The organism is Paenibacillus sp. JT31N11 (genome assembly GCF_056269285.1).
On the sequence record NZ_JBWDNQ010000004.1, the window covers coordinates 467,047 to 483,659 of the forward strand.

The following is a 16,613-nucleotide window of genomic DNA, read 5'->3' on the forward strand; positions in this document are numbered from 1 at the left end:
GGGACACTTGCATCTTTTAACAAGAAGGCCAAGGCCGAGAATATACTGTCGGATAGGTCCGTTCATATGGACGAGCTGCCATGCTGTTTGCTGATCCATTATTGTCATCATAGGAGAGTAGGAAAAAAACCATGAACCTGAATCGCAAATTCATCTCAACGATAGCATTGACTCTACTGCTAACCATGCTGCTGGCCGCTTGCGGCGCGAATTCGACCGAAGAATCATCCGGCTCAAGCCCGGAGTCGGCCTCCACCTCCGAGGGCAGCGGACAGGCATCAACGACTGACGCTTCGCCGTCGGCAGAGACGCAAACCCGGGTGTTCCGGGATTATGAAGGACGTGAAGTCACGATCCCGACGCACCCGCAGCGGATTCTTGTCAATCAGTTTATGGGGCATCTGCTGGCTGTAGGAGTTAAGCCGATAGGGGCGACCTCCAATCAATTGAGTCAATTCGAGGATTCGTCGTTCCTGAAACCGCTGGGGTTGTCCGCTGGAGTGGAAGACTTGGGCAACACGCTATCCTTGGAGAGAGCGCTCAGCCTGAATCCGGATCTGATCATTCTGCAGCAAAACGCCGTTGATGAACTTAAAAATTACGATGAATACTCCAAAATTGCTCCTACCGTCGTATTAAGCTATGGCTCCAAAACGATGTTCGAGCAATTGAGGGAAATTGCCGATATCGCCGGAGTGCCGGAAAAAGCGGAAGAGTGGATCGCACTGTACGAGGAGAAAGCCGCGCAATACCGTGAACAGTTGGCCGGCGTGATCGGTCCGGATGTGACATTTACGGTGATGGAGGCGTGGCCGAAGTCGGAAATTATGATTTTTGGAAACCTCTTTGGCCGGGGGACCTTCAGCCTCTATAATTCGCTGCAGTTGAAAGCACCGGCGAAGGTGCATGAGGCGGTTATGGACAAGGAGCCGTCCTATCTGAAAGTGTCGCTTGAAACGCTGCCTGAATATATTGGCGATTATGTCTTTTTGTCCGTGTACGATTGGCAGGATGGCGATAACGCCGGGCTTGAAGCTGATTTCAAAAATGCGCCGGTTTGGCGAAGCTTGTCTGCCGTCACCGAAGACCGGATCATCCAGGTCAATGTCAATGACTTTCTTCCCGGCGATCCCCTGTCTATCGAGAAACAAATGGAAGCGCAGGTTCAACTGCTCCTGAAAAAATTCCAGAAAAAGAAATGAGAGGCAGGCCTGATTAAACATGATTACATCAAAAGTCGCGGAAATCGCGGCTTTTTTTAACCTTATAGAATGATAGGGTTCACATTTATCCATTTCTATAAGGTCTGAGAGAAGAAACTTGCTGAGCCGCCAAAGGACGGGGGCAGACGTTTCTTCTTGATTATTGTAATAAGCTTCTGGTTGTCGGGCGATCAAGAACCTGACGCCCCTGCTTCGTCGGCAATCATAATGTCCACCTTCGTTCCGCCCGGTGTTCCGCTGAAGAAGCGTACTCGCACTCGAGATCCGTATACCAGAACCAGCCTGCGGTATACATTATAGATCCCGGTGTGCTGTTTAAAGTAAGGAGAGGCTCCGTCGACACCCTGTTCGAGTAATTGTCTGATCATCTCCAGCACTTTGGGGTCAATGCCGATCCCCGTATTGAGAATCAGGAACCGGATGGCAGATCCCATCCGCTCAATGGTGATCTTCAGTTTGAACTCCCCCTCGGACAAGGCCGGGCTCCAGCCGTATTTTAACGCATTTTCCACGAACGGTTGAATGCTGAGCCGCATGATTGGCAGATCCAGCAGCGAGGGATCTATATCCCATTCCGTCTCGATCGAAAGCCCGTTGCGGTGGCGGTGAATGTTAAGGAAATCCCGGATAAAGGCCATTTCTTCGCTCAAAGGTGCCCAGCCCGCGTCGTTGCGGACATTGTAGCGCATCATTCTCGACACGCTCTGAACCATGTCGCTCACGGCGTTTCCATTGTTAAGGATGGCGTACGACTCGATGGTCTCCAGCATGTTGAAGAAAAAATGCGGGTTGGTCTGCGCCTGCAGCTGAAGCACCTCTTTCTCCCTTTCCTTCAGCTGCGCCTGATAAACCTCGCGCTCCATCTGTTCCAATTCAACCAGCATCTGATTGTAGGTTTTAACGAGAAAGCTGATTTCATCTTTGCCTGCGGGCTGGGCCACCGGCTCATATTTGCCCCGGGATAAATTGCGCATGCCGCCAACCAGCCTGTCCATCGGTTTCAGGACAATACGCATGGTCGGGAAAGCGATTAGGCAGCAGAGCAGGAGCGCGGAAACCGCGATGAGCAGAGTCCATTGAAGCGACTGCCTTACGCCGCTTGAGATCGCATCCAGCGGCGTGACCCAAATCAGCTTCCAATCGCCGAAGTCCAGATCCTCCAGAACGGCCTGATAAGATACATGCTGTGAAGTTAGCGTAAATTCCGGTCCGCCGGATTGTTACGCGCAACGGCTCCGCGTAGATGCTTCAGCAGTTTATCATCCATCTTCTGGTTGGTTACGGTCGCTCCGCTGAGCGGATGGTAAAGCAGAATCTGCCCGTCTTTGTCGGGAGAGGCGCCTTTCATCAATTGCCGGAAATAGTCTGCGCGTATGTCTGCAATCAACCAGGCGTAGATTTGTCCATTCGATAAGTCGATAACCGGACGGATAATCGAAAGGCTCTCTTCTTGCTGGCCCAGCACATAGCGGGTCGTATGGGCGGTACTCAGCACAGTTTTGCGAACCTCGGAAATGTGTGCGAAAAAAGGATCGTTTTCAAAAGGATAGATATAATTCATACTTCTCTGATAAGATTGGTAGAGTATCTTTCCGTGCAAATCCATATAGAGAACACCGAGCAGCTCTTTATGTGATTGCATGAAGCTTTGCAGGAGGGGCCTGAACTCAAGGGCATAGCGGGCTTGCGAAACCATGTCGGCTTTGGGCGTTTTTATAAATTTCTGAAAATTAAGATCGATCAGCAAAGGATCGAGCGCCTGGCTGATGTCGCCGGTATATTGGGAAATGTTTTCTGCCACCAGCTGTGTGTACTGGGAGGTAATGTCGGCGGAATGATTCATGCTTGAGCGTATCATCGTCTCATACCACCCGAAGCTGGCCAGAAGAATCGGCAAAATCGAGATGGGAATGAGCACGCCGAGCAGCTTGAATTTTAGGGAAAGGCGGAATTTATTTTTATGAAGCTTCAGAATTGGATGCATAGCTTTCTTAACCTCCGACTAAAACGATTGTATTACTCTGGATAATGTAATTGTACATGAATTTTTCAGCGAAAGAAGGGTCTTTCATGAGAATTTGCGTGGTTGATGACGAGAAACAGGTGCGGGAAGGCATTATTCATAAGCTTCGGGATTGCCATCCTTATGCAGAGGTGTTCGATGTCGGATTTGGACAAAGCGCGCTGGACAAGATATTCGCCGTGCAGCCTGATCTTCTGTTTGTCGATATCCGTATGCCGGAGCTGGATGGACTGGCGATCTTGCAGGCGGTGAAACGCTTCAGACCACGAACGGAAGTCATTGTGCTGACAGGGTACGGGGATTTCGAATATGCGCGGGCCGCGCTCCAGGGGGGCGCTCTCGATTATATGCTCAAACCGGCTGACCGGGGGCAGATGAGGCGGCTGGCCAGTCAGGTATACGAAAGTATGTTTGGACGATTTGCGGAGCAGCTTGGCCGGCTGCTGAGGCATTCTGCGGTCTCTCCTGTTTTTCATGGCGGCAATCTGTCGCTCTGGTTCGATGAGCGTGTCGGCAAAACCATACAATTCCGCGAGTCGGCGGGAGGCGGGGAAGCTGTTGGTCCAAGCGGGGGAGAATCCCCTATCGGGACGATTGCCTTCGAGTTTGGCGAGGCGGTTATCGTTCCTTCGGCATCTAATCCGTCAGGAGCTGTCTTCTTTCGGGCGGAGGAATTCCCGGAGATATGGTCGGCTGAATATTCCAGCTGGGAGACGAAGATTTTCTTTGGCGTACAGCCGGATCTGGCCGTAAATCCTGTGAAGGAGGTGTCACCGGAAGCAAACCAGGCCCGTCGGCAGATTCTGTATGCGGTGAAGGAAGCGAACAAGGAGCAGCTGGAGCGATCGGCCGACTTATGGCTGAATGCCCTGGAGGGTCTTCGAGTCGAGCTGTTAAGGCGGGAATGCGCGAAGCTGCTGTCTTTGCTGGACGAAGGCCTGCTGGGAGAAGCGGCGGAAACGCCTTATGCGATACCGGTCCGGGACCGGGCGGCTGACATAGCGCTCAAGCGTGCCTGGCCGGAGCTGCGTGCCTGGCTGCGCGAAACGCTGCTGGAATATCTGCCCCCGGGCAAGTCGGAGAGCGGATCACGAGCTGCCACGTGGGAGGAGATCATTCAGCTGTTGGAGGACGGGGAAAGCCCGGGCTTGTCGCTTGAGGAAGCGGCTGCCCGCGCAGGCATTCATCCCGTTACGTTCAGCAGACTGTTCAAGCAGCGCATCGGCGTCAATTTTGTCCGCTATATGGTGGACCAGCGGATGAACAGGGCCAGATTCCTGCTGCTGAACCGGAACGATTCCGTGGCGGCAGTAGCTGCGGCTGTCGGATATGCGGATTTGCGGCATTTCAGCCATTTGTTCAAACGGGCTTTTGGCATGACGCCGGGAGAATACCGCAAGCATCATGGCAGTTCCGGCAAGCCCCGCTAAAAAATTCACCTGCAGCGCTAAATAATTCCCGATGTTATCAGCCCTCGCATGCATCTATAATCATAGGAGGAAGATCAAGCGGAAGACGTAGACCCGTACGGCTGCTAAACCAAGTTAATTGATCAGAAAAGTAAGCTATCGCTTGGCGACTGGACTACCGGAGAAGCGGAAGACGAATACAAATTTCCAGCAAGGGAGAATATCATCATGAAGAAAACCGCCTTCGTTATCCTGGCATCGGTTGCCGCCATTATTCTGCTTCTGACGGGCTGTGCTTCCAATAATACCGGGCAGTCCGGGTCCGGTGCATCCGCCGTGAACGACCCGGGAGCGAAAGACCCTGTCACGATTACCTATTGGAGCCGCTGGCCCGAATCCAAGCAGGCGATTGAACAGACGATCGCTGAATTTGAGAAGGATTATCCCAATATTCACGTGGATTTTCCCGATATCGTCTCATCACAGTATACAACTCAACTGCAGGCTGCGATTTCCAGCAACAGTCTGCCCGATATATTTGCCAATTCCACATCTGTGCCTATTGATCAATTAAACCGTCTCGGACTCATCCACAATCTCGATGATGTGCTTACGGAGGAACGGAAGCAGCAGTTCTATGAGGGGACCTGGACGGAAGGCTATACGACGCTGGATGGCGGCGTCTACGCTCTGCCGCACTTCACCCCGCGCCGATACTCGCACATGCTCTACTATAACAAAGACGTATTGACACAAGCGGGACTGACAGAGAACGACGTTCCGAAATCATGGGAGGATCTGGAGAAGGTCGGCGAGAGGATCAAGCAGGCCGGGAGCGATGTTTACCCGCTGATTCTCGGAATCAAGACGGATTGGCTTGTCACTGGATATGTCGGCCAGATGGCGACTGCGATCAAGCCGGAGGTTGTACCGAACGACGGCTTCAATCTGCAGACGGGACAATATGAATTTGACTCTCCGGGCTATGTGGAGTCGATCGAATTCCTCAAGAAGCTGCAGGATGAGAAGCTCCTTCACCCGAACAGCCTGGTCATCGATTACCGCGAAGCCTCCAGCTTGTTCGCCGCAGGCAAAGCCGCATTCATCATCGACGGCACGTTCTTGTCCTCGGAGCTTCAGCAGAACAACAAATTTAACGATTTTGGCGTAGCTCCACTGCCGACGAAAGACGGCAAACCCTCCTATTATGCATTCCAGGGAGAGACGAAGGCTACGCTGCATGTCAGCAAAAGTACGAAGCACTATGAGGAAGCCAAGCTGTTTCTGAATTACTATATGGACCATTTCTATGTAAACCAGCTGAAGCTTGGTGTGGAGGGTTCGCCGATTATCGAACAGAACAAGACGACCCAGCTCGACAATCCGCAGTTCCTCCAGGCACAGGACATTCAAGACAAGGCGTTTATCTTGTCGCCCCATCCTTATACGCGCAATAAAGCGGCCGTGCAGGTCAATACGGAACTGAACGGAAAGAAGCCAAAAGAGAATGTCGGCAAAATTGTCGAAGGTTATCTGACAGGCCAGATTACGGATGTGAAGAGCCAGCTTGCGCAGCTTAGCGCGGGTTATAACCAGTCTTTGAAGGAATCGATCCAGAAAGTGAGTCAATCCGGGCAGAAGATCGGTGAACAGGACTATCAATTCCCGAATTGGACGCCATTCACACCGTATACAAGCGATCAATACAGCAATCTGCCCAAGTAAGCGAAACTTGCCGGCAGCCGAAGAAGCTTAGTGAAAGAGGAGGCTGGCGGATCCGGCTTACTTTGAGGGAAGAAGATACGTACTTTGCCGCCAGAAGCGGTGAAGGCGTTTCTTCTAATCCTCCGTGCAATAATAACGCTATTACGCCGTAACAAAGGGGTTGTAAAGCCATATGTCCACAACGGCTGATGCGAATATTTCAAGAGCCGAGGCCGCTCCGAATCGTTCCTTCTCCTCGATTCCACGCCGGAAAAGGGTACGGTATTTATGGGCGTATCTGTTTATATTACCGCAGCTGGTGTTCTTTGCAGCATTTACGATTTATCCCATCGTGATGAGCTATGTGTATTCTTTTTACGAGTGGAGCGGTATCGGCCCTCTGGAGAATTTGTCGCATGGGATAATTTTGCGAAGCTGCTCCGGGATTCCTCATTCTGGAATGCTTTCCGGAACAGCCTGATTTATATTGGCGCGACAGCGGCGATTTTGCTGCCGGCATCGCTGCTGCTGGCTCTGGCCCTCAATAAAGCTGTGTTCCGGGGCAAGGTATTTTACCGTACGATCTACTTCCTTCCTGTCGTCACCGCGGCATCCACAGTCGGCATTATCATGAAATTTATTTTTGGCAATGAGAATGCGCTGGTCAATGAGCTGCTGCTGCGGCTTGGGCTTCTATCGGAGCCTGTCCCCTGGCTGGGTCAAGCCGGAACGGCGATGGGCGTGCTTATTCTTGTCGGTTCATGGAAATTTTTCGGCATGGTGATGGTCTACTGGCTGGCTGGCCTGCAGTCGCTGCCCGGCGAGGTGTTCGAGGCGGCAAAGATCGACGGGGCCAGGAGCGATCAAGTGCTGCGTTATATCACACTGCCTCTGCTGAAGCCGGTAGCCGCCGTCGTGCTGCTGCTTACTGTCGTGAACAGCATGCATGTGTTCGACCTGGTAAAGACGCTGACCGCAGGGGGGCCATTCTACGCAACAGAGACGGTGGATCTGTATATCTACGACTATGCCTTCAATACGAGCGGCTTTCCCCAGATCGGGTATGCTTCTTCGGCAGGCATCGTATTCGGATTGATGATCTTCCTGCTGACCCTGCTGCTCGGCTGGCTGGCTAACGCGGCCAGGGACCGCAGCGACAAGCTGCTCAGCGGACCGGAAGGAGACGGATGATGAGACGAACTGCATTCAAGCACGGACCGAATCTGCTGCTGCATCTGCTGCTGCTTGCGCTGGGCGTCTTATGGGTCTATCCTTTTGTATGGATGATCTTCTCCTCATTGAAGACGAATACCGAATATATCGCCTCAGGCATCAAGCTGCTGCCGGAGGCGGCACAGTGGGACAATTTTGCCCGCGCCTGGCGGGTCGGCCATTTCTCCACTTATTTTACCAATTCGGCAGTTATTACGGCCTCAACGGTTATTATTGTCGTCGTGCTGTCGGCACTGACCGGATATGCGCTCGGACGGGTTCGTTTCCCAGGCAGCCGGTTCCTGATACTGGCTTTCACGGTAACGATGTTCATTCCGAAGGGCTACACGATTATTCCGATCTATCAGATCATCAAGCATCTCGGCTTGCTGAATACGATGCCCGGCGTCGTTCTGGCCGAGTCGTCCGGCGCCCATGTGCTCTTCATTCTGCTGTATGCGGCACATTTCCGGACGCTTCCCAAGGAGCTGGAGGAATCGGCGGAGATCGATGGGAGCGGGTTCTTCCGGACCTTCCGGCAGATCATGCTTCCCCTCTCCAAGCCGATCATCTCCACGACGGTAATCATGCAGTTTATCTGGACGTGGAACTCCTTCTTCGTCCCGCTGATATTCACGTTGAACAAGCCGGAGCTGCGGACGCTGGCCGTCGGCATGTTCTCCTTCACGGGAGAAAATACCGTCGATTGGACAGGAATGGCTGCAGGGGCTGCGATCTCGCTGATACCGGTTATCCTCGTGTTCATTGTATTCCAGCGTTATTTCATCAACGGCATTGCCGGTTCGGTCAAAGGTTGAACCGGATCAGGGCCAAGCGACCCCAAAATCCTATAAATCCGAGGAGGAAACGAATATGCCTGCAAAACCGCATATTGTCATCTTCAATCCCGATCAATGGCGGGCCGATGTCATGGGCCATCTTGGCAACATAGCCGCGGTCACGCCGAATCTGGACCGGCTGGTTCAGACCGATGCGGTGTCCTTCCGCAACGCTTTCTGCCAGAATCCCGTTTGCACGCCAAGCAGATGCTCGTTCATGAGCGGCTGGTATCCTCATGTCGGCGGACACCGCACCATGTTCCATATGATGCAGGAAGACGAGCCGGTACTGCTGAAGAGTCTTAAGGACGAGGGCTATACCGTGTGGTGGGGCGGCAAAAATGATCTTGTTCCGGCCGAGAACGGGTTCGAAGCTTACTGCGACATCAAGTATCAGCCGGAGAAGAAGCCGCGGCCGGAGACAAATCTGCATTTCTCCGACGGGTGGCGCGGCGATCCCGAGAGTGATAATTACTACTCGTTTTATGCCGGTAAGCTGGAGAAGGCGCCGGACGAGGAGGCTTATTACGATGGCGATTGGGCGAATGTACTCGGGGCCATCGACTTTATCCGAAATGCCCCGCAGGATAAGCCGCTCTGCATTTATTTGCCGCTGCTGTATCCGCACCCGCCTTATGGCGTCGAAGAGCCCTGGTTCAGTCTGATCGACCGCGACAAGCTGCCGAAGCGGACGCCAGCGCCGGATTGGGAGAAGAAGCCCAGTCTGCTAAAGGGTATCTTCGAGCGGCAGAAGCTGCAGGGGTGGACAGAGGATCGCTGGCAGGAGCTGCGCGCCACTTATTACGGTATGTGCGCGCGGGTGGATCATCAATTCGGAATGCTGCTTGATACGCTCAAGGAGACGGGGATCTACGATGATACGGCGGTGTTCTTCTTCTCCGACCATGGGGATTTTACGGGAGATTACGGACTGGTTGAAAAAACGCAGAACACGTTCGAGGATTGCCTCACCAATGTCCCCTTTGTCATTAAGCCGCCTAAAGGAGTGGAGATCCAGCCCCGCGTCAGCGAGGCGCTGGTCGAGTTGATCGATTTCCCCGCAACGGTTGAAGCACTGGCCGGATTAACGCCCAAGCACACCCATTTCGGACGTTCGCTGCTGCCGGTGCTGGCAGGAGAGAAGGACGAGCACCGCGATGCGGTGTTCACCGAAGGGGGGCGGCTGTTTGGCGAGACGCAGGCGATGGAGCTGGAGAGCACATCGATGGGAACGTCTTCCGGACTGTATTGGCCTCGTGTCGGACTGCAGCAGCTTGAAGGTCCCGAGCATACGAAAGCGGTGATGTGCAGGACGCGCGACTATAAATATGTGAGACGCCATTATGAACGCGATGAGTTGTATGATCTGAAGCGCGATCCCATGGAGACGGACAACCGGATTGACGATCCCGAGTTACAGGAGACAGCAGCCTTCCTCAAGGAGAGGCTGCTCACATTCTATCTGGAAACGGCCGATGTCGTTCCGCTAAAGACCAATAAGCGGAGCTGAGAATTTTCCAAATTACAGATAAATTTACACGCCGCCCATGGCTTGTCTGCATTTTCCGCCAGGAGATGTAACGATGGACTGCAAAAATAACCGCAATGATCATGTCCAGGTTATATTCTTACGCGAAGCAGCACTAAAATATTGCCAAAAAAGCCGGCAGACAGACACTCTGTTTAAGTGTCTTCTGCCGGCCTCTTTTCATTCCTCCTGTTATTCCTGCACTTTGCCCGGTTGATTTATACGCCGCATTACTTGTTGGCGTGCCGGAAGTCCTCATCCCATTTGTACTTCTCATTATAAATGCTCATAACCTCTTCATATAAAGGACTGGGACTCGCGAGCGGGCTGCTCTGGATGATCAGGTAAAGCCGCAGAAAACGGTCCCTGGGGAGCTTGCGCGCATAGCGCTGCACCAAATACGGATAAAGCGTTATGTACCGCTTCATTCTGACCGCGGCGCCGGCAACGCCGGTGAGGATGCTCTCGCCATGCTCCATCTTAAGAATCTGGGCCTCATGCAGTAAAATATACCTGAACGTATTTTCTTTCAGGAGGTCCCGCCTGATTTTCGCGAGCTCGCCAATATATTCGACAAGATCGGGGTTAAAATGGTCCATCAAGAGCGGGTCCAGCATAAGGTCCATATCCTTGCGCAGCACGAACGATTGAAGCAGCAATATTTGCTCGGCCCGCAGCTGGTCGGTGTGAACGAGCGCCCCGATTTCACGCAGCATTTCATAAGCAAGCGGTTTATCGCCGCTGTGAAACACCTTGATGGCCGACTCCCGGTCATGAACAAGGCCGGCAAAGAGGCTATAAGCCTCTTTATGAAATAATTGTTCCAGCTGCCAGAGCAGAAGGGCAGGGGCCGACCGTCTCTGGATTGTCCAGAGTACAGCGAGCAGCAGCAGCCCTCCTGCAGCGAGCAGACCGCTCTGCATCATGGATTCGCTCATCGTCAAGCCGGCGAGCATGATGATCAGTATAATGATTCGCACGCTCCAGATCGAGCGCTGCAGCATCGCGGCAGCTCTCTTCTCGACGCTTTGCAGGGCCGTTTTGCCGCATGCCGGGCATTCTGCGTCTCCCAGAACGGTAAAATAATTGCAGCGGCGGCATATTTTAAGCTTAGAATAAGGATAGCGTGTTTTAATATAAGGGTTAAGTCGTACCGGAAGCTTCTTCATCATTCGCGGTCACGCTGCCCGCTGCTTCTCAGGATGGAAAAGACAAGCTTGCTCAGCTGCTCGGGAGACGGGGCTTTTCTCACGCGCGAACGGTAGATAAGGGCTTTGATAACGACAAAAAGAAACAAAAGTCCAAGGCAGGCGTATGTAACCATGTGTTGTTCCTCTCATACAGTAAAAGTGATTTCCTGGAATCTATCAGGTATACTTATTTTGATAGTATATCATTATACTGGGAGCAGATACTAACCGTTACTATTGAACTAGATTGCGAGACCTATTCGCGCTAACGCAAAGGAGTACATTTATATGAGTCCACTCAAACGTTTTTCACGCCGACTTATTATGGTCTCGGCTGTTCTGCTGATGCTGCCGCTGGGCAGCCTGTCCACGGTCCATGCGGCGCAGGGCGCTTCTCAAATCGACGCGGTGCTGGTGCTCGATGTAAGCAATTCGATGAGCGCGAGCGATCCGGGCAAAATCGGCAACGAAGCGATGAAGATGTTCATTGACATGCTGTCGGCGCAGGGCGATCAGGTTGGAATCGTTGCCTATACCGACAAGATCCAGCGCGAGAAAGCTTTACTGGAAATTCAATCGTCAGAAGATAAAGAGAGCTTGAAGGGCTTTATCGACCAACTGGACCGCGGCGCCTATACGGACGTATCCGTCGGAGTCAAGGAAGCCATGCAAATTCTGGATGACGGAGCCGATCCCGGTCATGAGCCGATGATTATATTGCTTGCTGACGGCAATAACGATTTTGATGATAATTCCGGCCGAACGCAGGCCCAGTCCGATGCGGATATGCAGAAAGCCGTCAAAGAAGCGAACGACAGCGGCGTACCGGTTTATACGATCGGATTGAACGCCGACGGGAAATTAAACAAGGAAGCGTTGGCGAAGATAGCGGATCAAACCGGCGGCAAGTCGTTCTCAACCGATTCGGCGGATGATCTGCCGCAAATATTAAGCGAAATTTTCGCCAGCCATCTCGACTTGAATGTCGTTCCGGTCGATTCGTTTACCGCTGACGGGAGCTACCAGAACGTGAAAATTTCCGTTCCCAACGCGAATGTGCTGGAAGCGAACATATCCATTATGTCCGCCCAGCCGGTTGAGGCGAAGCTGGTCGACCCGTCCGGCAAAGCCATCGCGATTCCTTCGGATAATGTCCTGTTGTCAAAGTCAAAAAGCTATTCCTTAATCAAGCTGCTGAAGCCGTCCGAAGGCGACTGGACGCTGCAGGTTAAGGGGGTTAATCGCGATAAAATCGACATTAATCTTATCTTCAACTATGATTTGAGCCTGGCGATGGACCCGCTTGCTTCGACCGCCTATTCAAAGGGCGATGAAGTGTCATTCAACTCTTACCTGGTCAGCGGCGGACAAAAACTGGAGGATCAGGCACAATATAGCAACATGAAGGCAGTTTTACTCGTTAAAGACGTAGACACCGGCAAGTCCGAGGAAATCCCGATGGACAATGCGGGCGATCATTTCGAAGGCACCTACAAAATCGCCGACGAGCATGACTATGAAATCAAGGTAAGGGCCGAGGAGGAAAGCTTCTTCCGGGAGACCGATGCGGTTGCCATTACGGCCAAAGAGGGGGCAGCGGGACAAACGAATCCGGCCAAGACGGCAGATGAGGCAGGCAAGCCATTCCCCATGGTGCCTGTCATAGCAGGTGTCATCGGATTGGCTGTTTTGCTTGCGGCAGCTTATTACGTGCTGCGGCTCTTGAAGCAGGCGAACCGCGGCTTTGTCGGACAGCTCGTCATTGAAATCCGGGATGAGAATACAGGCGACAAAACGTCGCCGCAGTACAAGAAGCTGTCAGCCTTCAAGGGCAAGCTGCTGCTCCACCAGCTGCTGCAGCTGGCGCCTGAATTGAAGGAAACCGAAAAGGTGGTTTTCAAACCGGGCAGCAATGACCGCATCGTGCTGCATAACGCCTCCTCCTGCACGATTGAGAAATCGGGACGCGCCGTCGATGCGGACCGCGCATTGGAAATGAAGAGCGGCGACCGCATTACGGTGACGCTGACGCAGGTGGACAAAACGATATTCATCGAATATCTCGTATAAATAGAGCCCAGGAGGTAGTAAAGAATGAAACCAATCGTAAGAGAGCATATACAGCAGCTTGACGTTTCGCTCGGCGGGGGCATTGTCAGCGAGAAAATTCGGGTAGACACGATCGACAACCCGATTTTGATTATTGGACTAGGCGGTACCGGCATTGATGCGCTGATGCGCCTGAAATATCAGATTAACCGCCGCTTCAAGCTGCCGGAGGATCCGGTTTCCAAGCGAAAACGCGATAAGCCCGACAATGTGGAATTTCTTGCCTTCGAAACGAATGAACAGGACCGCAATAAAAAGTATAAAGGGATCGGACTGGATCCCATTAACGAATTCGTGCTGCTCTCCAACGCGGAAGTTGGAGGACTGCTGCAAAACCGCAGTATACTGGAGCCGTACATTACCGACTGGCTGTCGCAGGAGCTGAGCATTACCGACGGGATGAACGGCGCGGCGGGCGTACGCCAGGCAGGACGTCTGCTGCTGTTTACGAAGATCAACCAGGTCGTGCAGAGCATCGACAAGAAAATCAAGACGCTGTCCGTCGGCACGAACAAGAAGCTGATGGTCTTTCTGCTTACAGGCTTGTCCGGCGGAACGGGCAGCGGCTGCTTCCTTGATATTTCATATATCGTCAGAGGAATTATTGAGCGCGACCACGGAGCTGCAGGCATTGACCGGGTCAACACACTTGGTTATTTGTTTACGCCGGACATTAATCTTGCCAATAAAAGCCTGAGCGACCATACGCGCGAGTACATCAAGAAGAACGGTTATGCCGCGTTGAAGGAATTGGACTACTGGATGAATGTGGACAGCCGCGGAGAACGGTTCAAGCAGCAGTACGGCAATATTCTGACCGTCAATTCGCCTCTCCCGCCCTTTAATCTATGCCATCTCATCTCTGCCACCAACGCGGAGGGCAAGCTGCTGGAGAATGCCTACGATTACTGCATGAACGTGACGGCGGAGAATATTACGAACTTTATCTCCAGCGAGGAAAAGCAGTCCGGCGAAGAATTCGCCATTCATGACTATATCAGCAACATCCGGACGAACATCGCCCAAATGAACAAGATGTACCCTGCTAATTACGATTACAACATCATCGGAGCTTCATCGGCGGTGCTGCCAATCGAGGAAATGACGACCTATTTGGCCTACAGGCTCTTCAACAAAATGGACAAAATGTTCGAGAAGGCGCCAAGCCAGGATGACGTGGAGAAATTTGCCCGCAAGCTTGGAATCGATCTGGATACGATGATGAAGACATTCGATTCGCGTGTGCCGGAGCCGCTGCCGGGATTCGAGAACAGCGAGCGTCTAAGCTACAACAACGTGATCAAAATGCAAGCCGTGAACATGGATACCGAGCTGGAGCAGAACTTCCTGGCCCGTGCGCGCGAGGAATACATCAAAGCCAAGAAACAGCTTCCAGGCGAAATCGTCGGGCAATTTACCGATCAAATCCGCCGTACCTTCCTTCATCCGGAGCAGGGGCCGTTCTACGTATCCCGTCTTCTGCACACCGAGAAAGGCTTTTGCCTGCTGAAGATGCTGCTTTCCTATATTGAGACGCTTCGCGAAGGGCTGTCGCGGCTTCCACGGGAGATTGAAGCGGCCAGAGATCAGGCCGAGGAGCGCATGGGCGATGCGAAGAGTGCGTTCGTGTCCAAGGACAAGAAGAAGAACAATTATATTGAAGCGAAAATCAACGAGTACTGGCTGCATGCCGATGTCGAGCGCATGGAGCAGCTGATTGAATTCTATGAGGATCTGCACCAGCTGTTGAATAACGAGAACAACCGGATTTACAACGTGTTTACGGAAATTTTAAATGTGCTTAATTCGATCTTTGCCAAGAACGGCGACATTCTCACCAACGGGGAAGAGCAGGCCGACCATAAAGGGAATAAAACCTATTATTGGAATATCGTCGGCGTACCGGACATTTCCGATGTGATCAGCCGCTTGATGGACAAGAAGGACGGGGACGACCTGATCCGCGACTTTACGCAGGAGCTGCTGGATCATTCGAATCTCTGGGTGAAGGAGCAGGAAATCGATATCGTCAGTTCGATCTCGGAGTTTCTGACCGATAAATTTGGCGACCTCATTACAAAATCGATGGAAGAATTCCTCGTCATGAAATATGGAAACGATGAATCGATCGAGAAATTCGTCGAGCGCCATATCGCGAGCAAGCTGGATGAGGAAGCTGTGCCGGTATTCCACTTAAGCAACAGCTCGGGCAATCTGCATGTGCCGTCATGGGGCTTCGTGTCGGTGCCGCTGCAGGCGCCGAGCATTTTGCGGGGGATCCGGAACTATCAGAACAACTCCATCGGCAAATCGCACTTCACGATCAAGGAAAGCGAAGTCAAAAACCGGATTTTCTGGCTGAATACGAGAAATGGCGTGCCGTTGTTCGTTTATACGCCGCTTAAGGTATATGAGGAAAGCTATGAACGGACCATTCTGGACAAGGAAGGCATCGGACGCCATCTGGTGCAAACCGACCGGGTCAACTGGACGTATCTGCCGTCGCCGATTCCCGAGAAATCCTGGGGGGATACGTACGTCAATTCACGCGTGAGAAGCTATAATGCAAGGGTGCGGGCCGAGTTTGCCAAAGCGGAGGGCTACCGCATCATTGAGGAGAAGGGCATCGACAACAACACAAGCAGCCGATACTCCGTCCGGTTCACGAAGCCTTTTCAGCTGGCGGATGCGTTGAAACCATTTAATATGCTGCTGGATGCGGCAAAGCCGAATCTGGGTGAGGTCAAACGCGCGCTGAACGAGCTGAACCGGCTGCTGTCCGAGGGGCTGGAGCCCGAAGCGGCGAAGGATATATTCGGAAGCTTCACGGAGGAGCTTGCGCAGGAAAATCTGATCCGTTCACCGGAGCTGCTGGGACGGGTGCGCGAGGAATTGGCGAAGTACGAGTCCATTTCGGTTAAGGCGAAGGAGCTTGAGCAGCTGCTTCATCAGCATCAGGATGAGGAAAAATGGCTCGATCAGTTTATCGAGGCGCTGTATACGGAGACGATCATCAGGAAGGGCGCGCTTTATGTATACGACCGCGAGCCCGAGGAAGAAGCCTGGGCGCCTTTCGCTAATTTAATGAAGAGCAGCAGCTATGTCGAGCATGAGGTGTTCGAAAGCTTCCGTCAGCTTGATGAGAAGAACCGCAGCACGCTTATGCGCAAGGCGGCGCGCCGTGTAACGGAACTCACGGCAACGGAGGATACTTCAAAGCTGCTGGCCAAGCTGGAGGAGCTGCTGGGCATATTCCTTGACGCGCGCGAGCGTCTCGAATACGAGAAGGTGGAGCTTGCGAACGGCGAGGAGATGCACCGGTTTTATAAAGAAATGACGACAAAGCTTAATGAAATCCGCAGAAAGCTGAAATAGC

Annotated in this window: 12 protein-coding genes; 8 read left to right on the forward strand and 4 right to left on the reverse strand. The window is 52.6% G+C overall.

Annotation, left to right across the window (positions count from 1 at the left end; genetic code table 11):
- Positions 1–131 precede the first annotated feature (131 nt).
- Positions 132–1,202, forward strand: a complete 1,071-nt coding sequence (locus AC0YNV_RS17945; RefSeq protein WP_475769252.1) for an ABC transporter substrate-binding protein — start codon at positions 132–134, stop codon at positions 1,200–1,202.
- A 191-nt stretch (positions 1,203–1,393) separates the two neighbouring features.
- Here AC0YNV_RS17945 and AC0YNV_RS17950 read toward each other — a convergent pair whose 3' ends face one another.
- Positions 1,394–2,239, reverse strand: coding sequence for a sensor histidine kinase (locus tag AC0YNV_RS17950; protein ID WP_475769253.1), 846 nt, complete (start codon positions 2,237–2,239; stop codon positions 1,394–1,396).
- Between the two features lie 176 nt (positions 2,240–2,415).
- Entirely contained in the window at positions 2,416–3,207 is a 792-nt protein-coding gene (locus AC0YNV_RS17955; protein ID WP_475769254.1) for a cache domain-containing protein, read from the reverse strand.
- Between the two features lie 86 nt (positions 3,208–3,293).
- Here AC0YNV_RS17955 and AC0YNV_RS17960 point away from each other — a divergent pair, with 86 nt between their 5' ends.
- The 5 genes from AC0YNV_RS17960 to AC0YNV_RS17980 all read left to right on the forward strand — a co-directional run bounded on the left by AC0YNV_RS17960 (position 3,294) and on the right by AC0YNV_RS17980 (position 9,920).
- Entirely contained in the window at positions 3,294–4,676 is a 1,383-nt protein-coding gene (locus tag AC0YNV_RS17960; protein WP_475769255.1) for a response regulator transcription factor, read from the forward strand.
- Positions 4,677–4,883: 207 nt separating this feature from the next.
- Positions 4,884–6,380 (forward strand): ABC transporter substrate-binding protein, encoded by a 1,497-nt coding sequence (locus AC0YNV_RS17965; RefSeq protein WP_475769256.1) that lies wholly within the window; start codon positions 4,884–4,886, stop codon positions 6,378–6,380.
- A 267-nt stretch (positions 6,381–6,647) separates the two neighbouring features.
- Positions 6,648–7,550, forward strand: coding sequence for a carbohydrate ABC transporter permease (locus AC0YNV_RS17970; protein WP_475769257.1), 903 nt, complete (start codon positions 6,648–6,650; stop codon positions 7,548–7,550).
- Positions 7,547–8,389: a carbohydrate ABC transporter permease gene (locus AC0YNV_RS17975; RefSeq protein ID WP_475769258.1), complete on the forward strand. Its 843-nt coding sequence runs from the start codon at positions 7,547–7,549 to the stop codon at positions 8,387–8,389. Before AC0YNV_RS17970 ends, AC0YNV_RS17975 begins: the two co-directional genes overlap by 4 nt.
- Positions 8,390–8,444: 55 nt before the next feature.
- The gene (locus AC0YNV_RS17980) at positions 8,445–9,920 is read left to right on the forward strand and encodes a sulfatase family protein (RefSeq protein WP_475769259.1); all 1,476 of its coding nucleotides are present in this window, start codon (positions 8,445–8,447) and stop codon (positions 9,918–9,920) included.
- 248 nt (positions 9,921–10,168) lie between these two features.
- Here AC0YNV_RS17980 and AC0YNV_RS17985 read toward each other — a convergent pair whose 3' ends face one another.
- Both AC0YNV_RS17985 and AC0YNV_RS17990 read right to left on the reverse strand, forming a co-directional pair.
- Entirely contained in the window at positions 10,169–11,110 is a 942-nt protein-coding gene (locus AC0YNV_RS17985) for a hypothetical protein (protein ID WP_475769260.1), read from the reverse strand.
- On the reverse strand, positions 11,107–11,262 hold the full coding sequence (locus AC0YNV_RS17990; RefSeq protein ID WP_475769261.1) for a hypothetical protein: 156 nt from the start codon (positions 11,260–11,262) through the stop codon (positions 11,107–11,109). The genes AC0YNV_RS17985 and AC0YNV_RS17990 overlap by 4 nt, the downstream gene beginning before the upstream one ends.
- Before the next feature lie 154 nt (positions 11,263–11,416).
- Here AC0YNV_RS17990 and AC0YNV_RS17995 point away from each other — a divergent pair, with 154 nt between their 5' ends.
- Positions 11,417–13,198: a vWA domain-containing protein gene (locus AC0YNV_RS17995; protein WP_475769262.1), complete on the forward strand. Its 1,782-nt coding sequence runs from the start codon at positions 11,417–11,419 to the stop codon at positions 13,196–13,198.
- 24 nt (positions 13,199–13,222) lie between these two features.
- On the forward strand, positions 13,223–16,612 hold the full coding sequence (locus AC0YNV_RS18000) for a tubulin-like doman-containing protein (RefSeq protein ID WP_475769263.1): 3,390 nt from the start codon (positions 13,223–13,225) through the stop codon (positions 16,610–16,612).
- The last annotated feature ends 1 nt before the right edge of the window (position 16,613 follow it).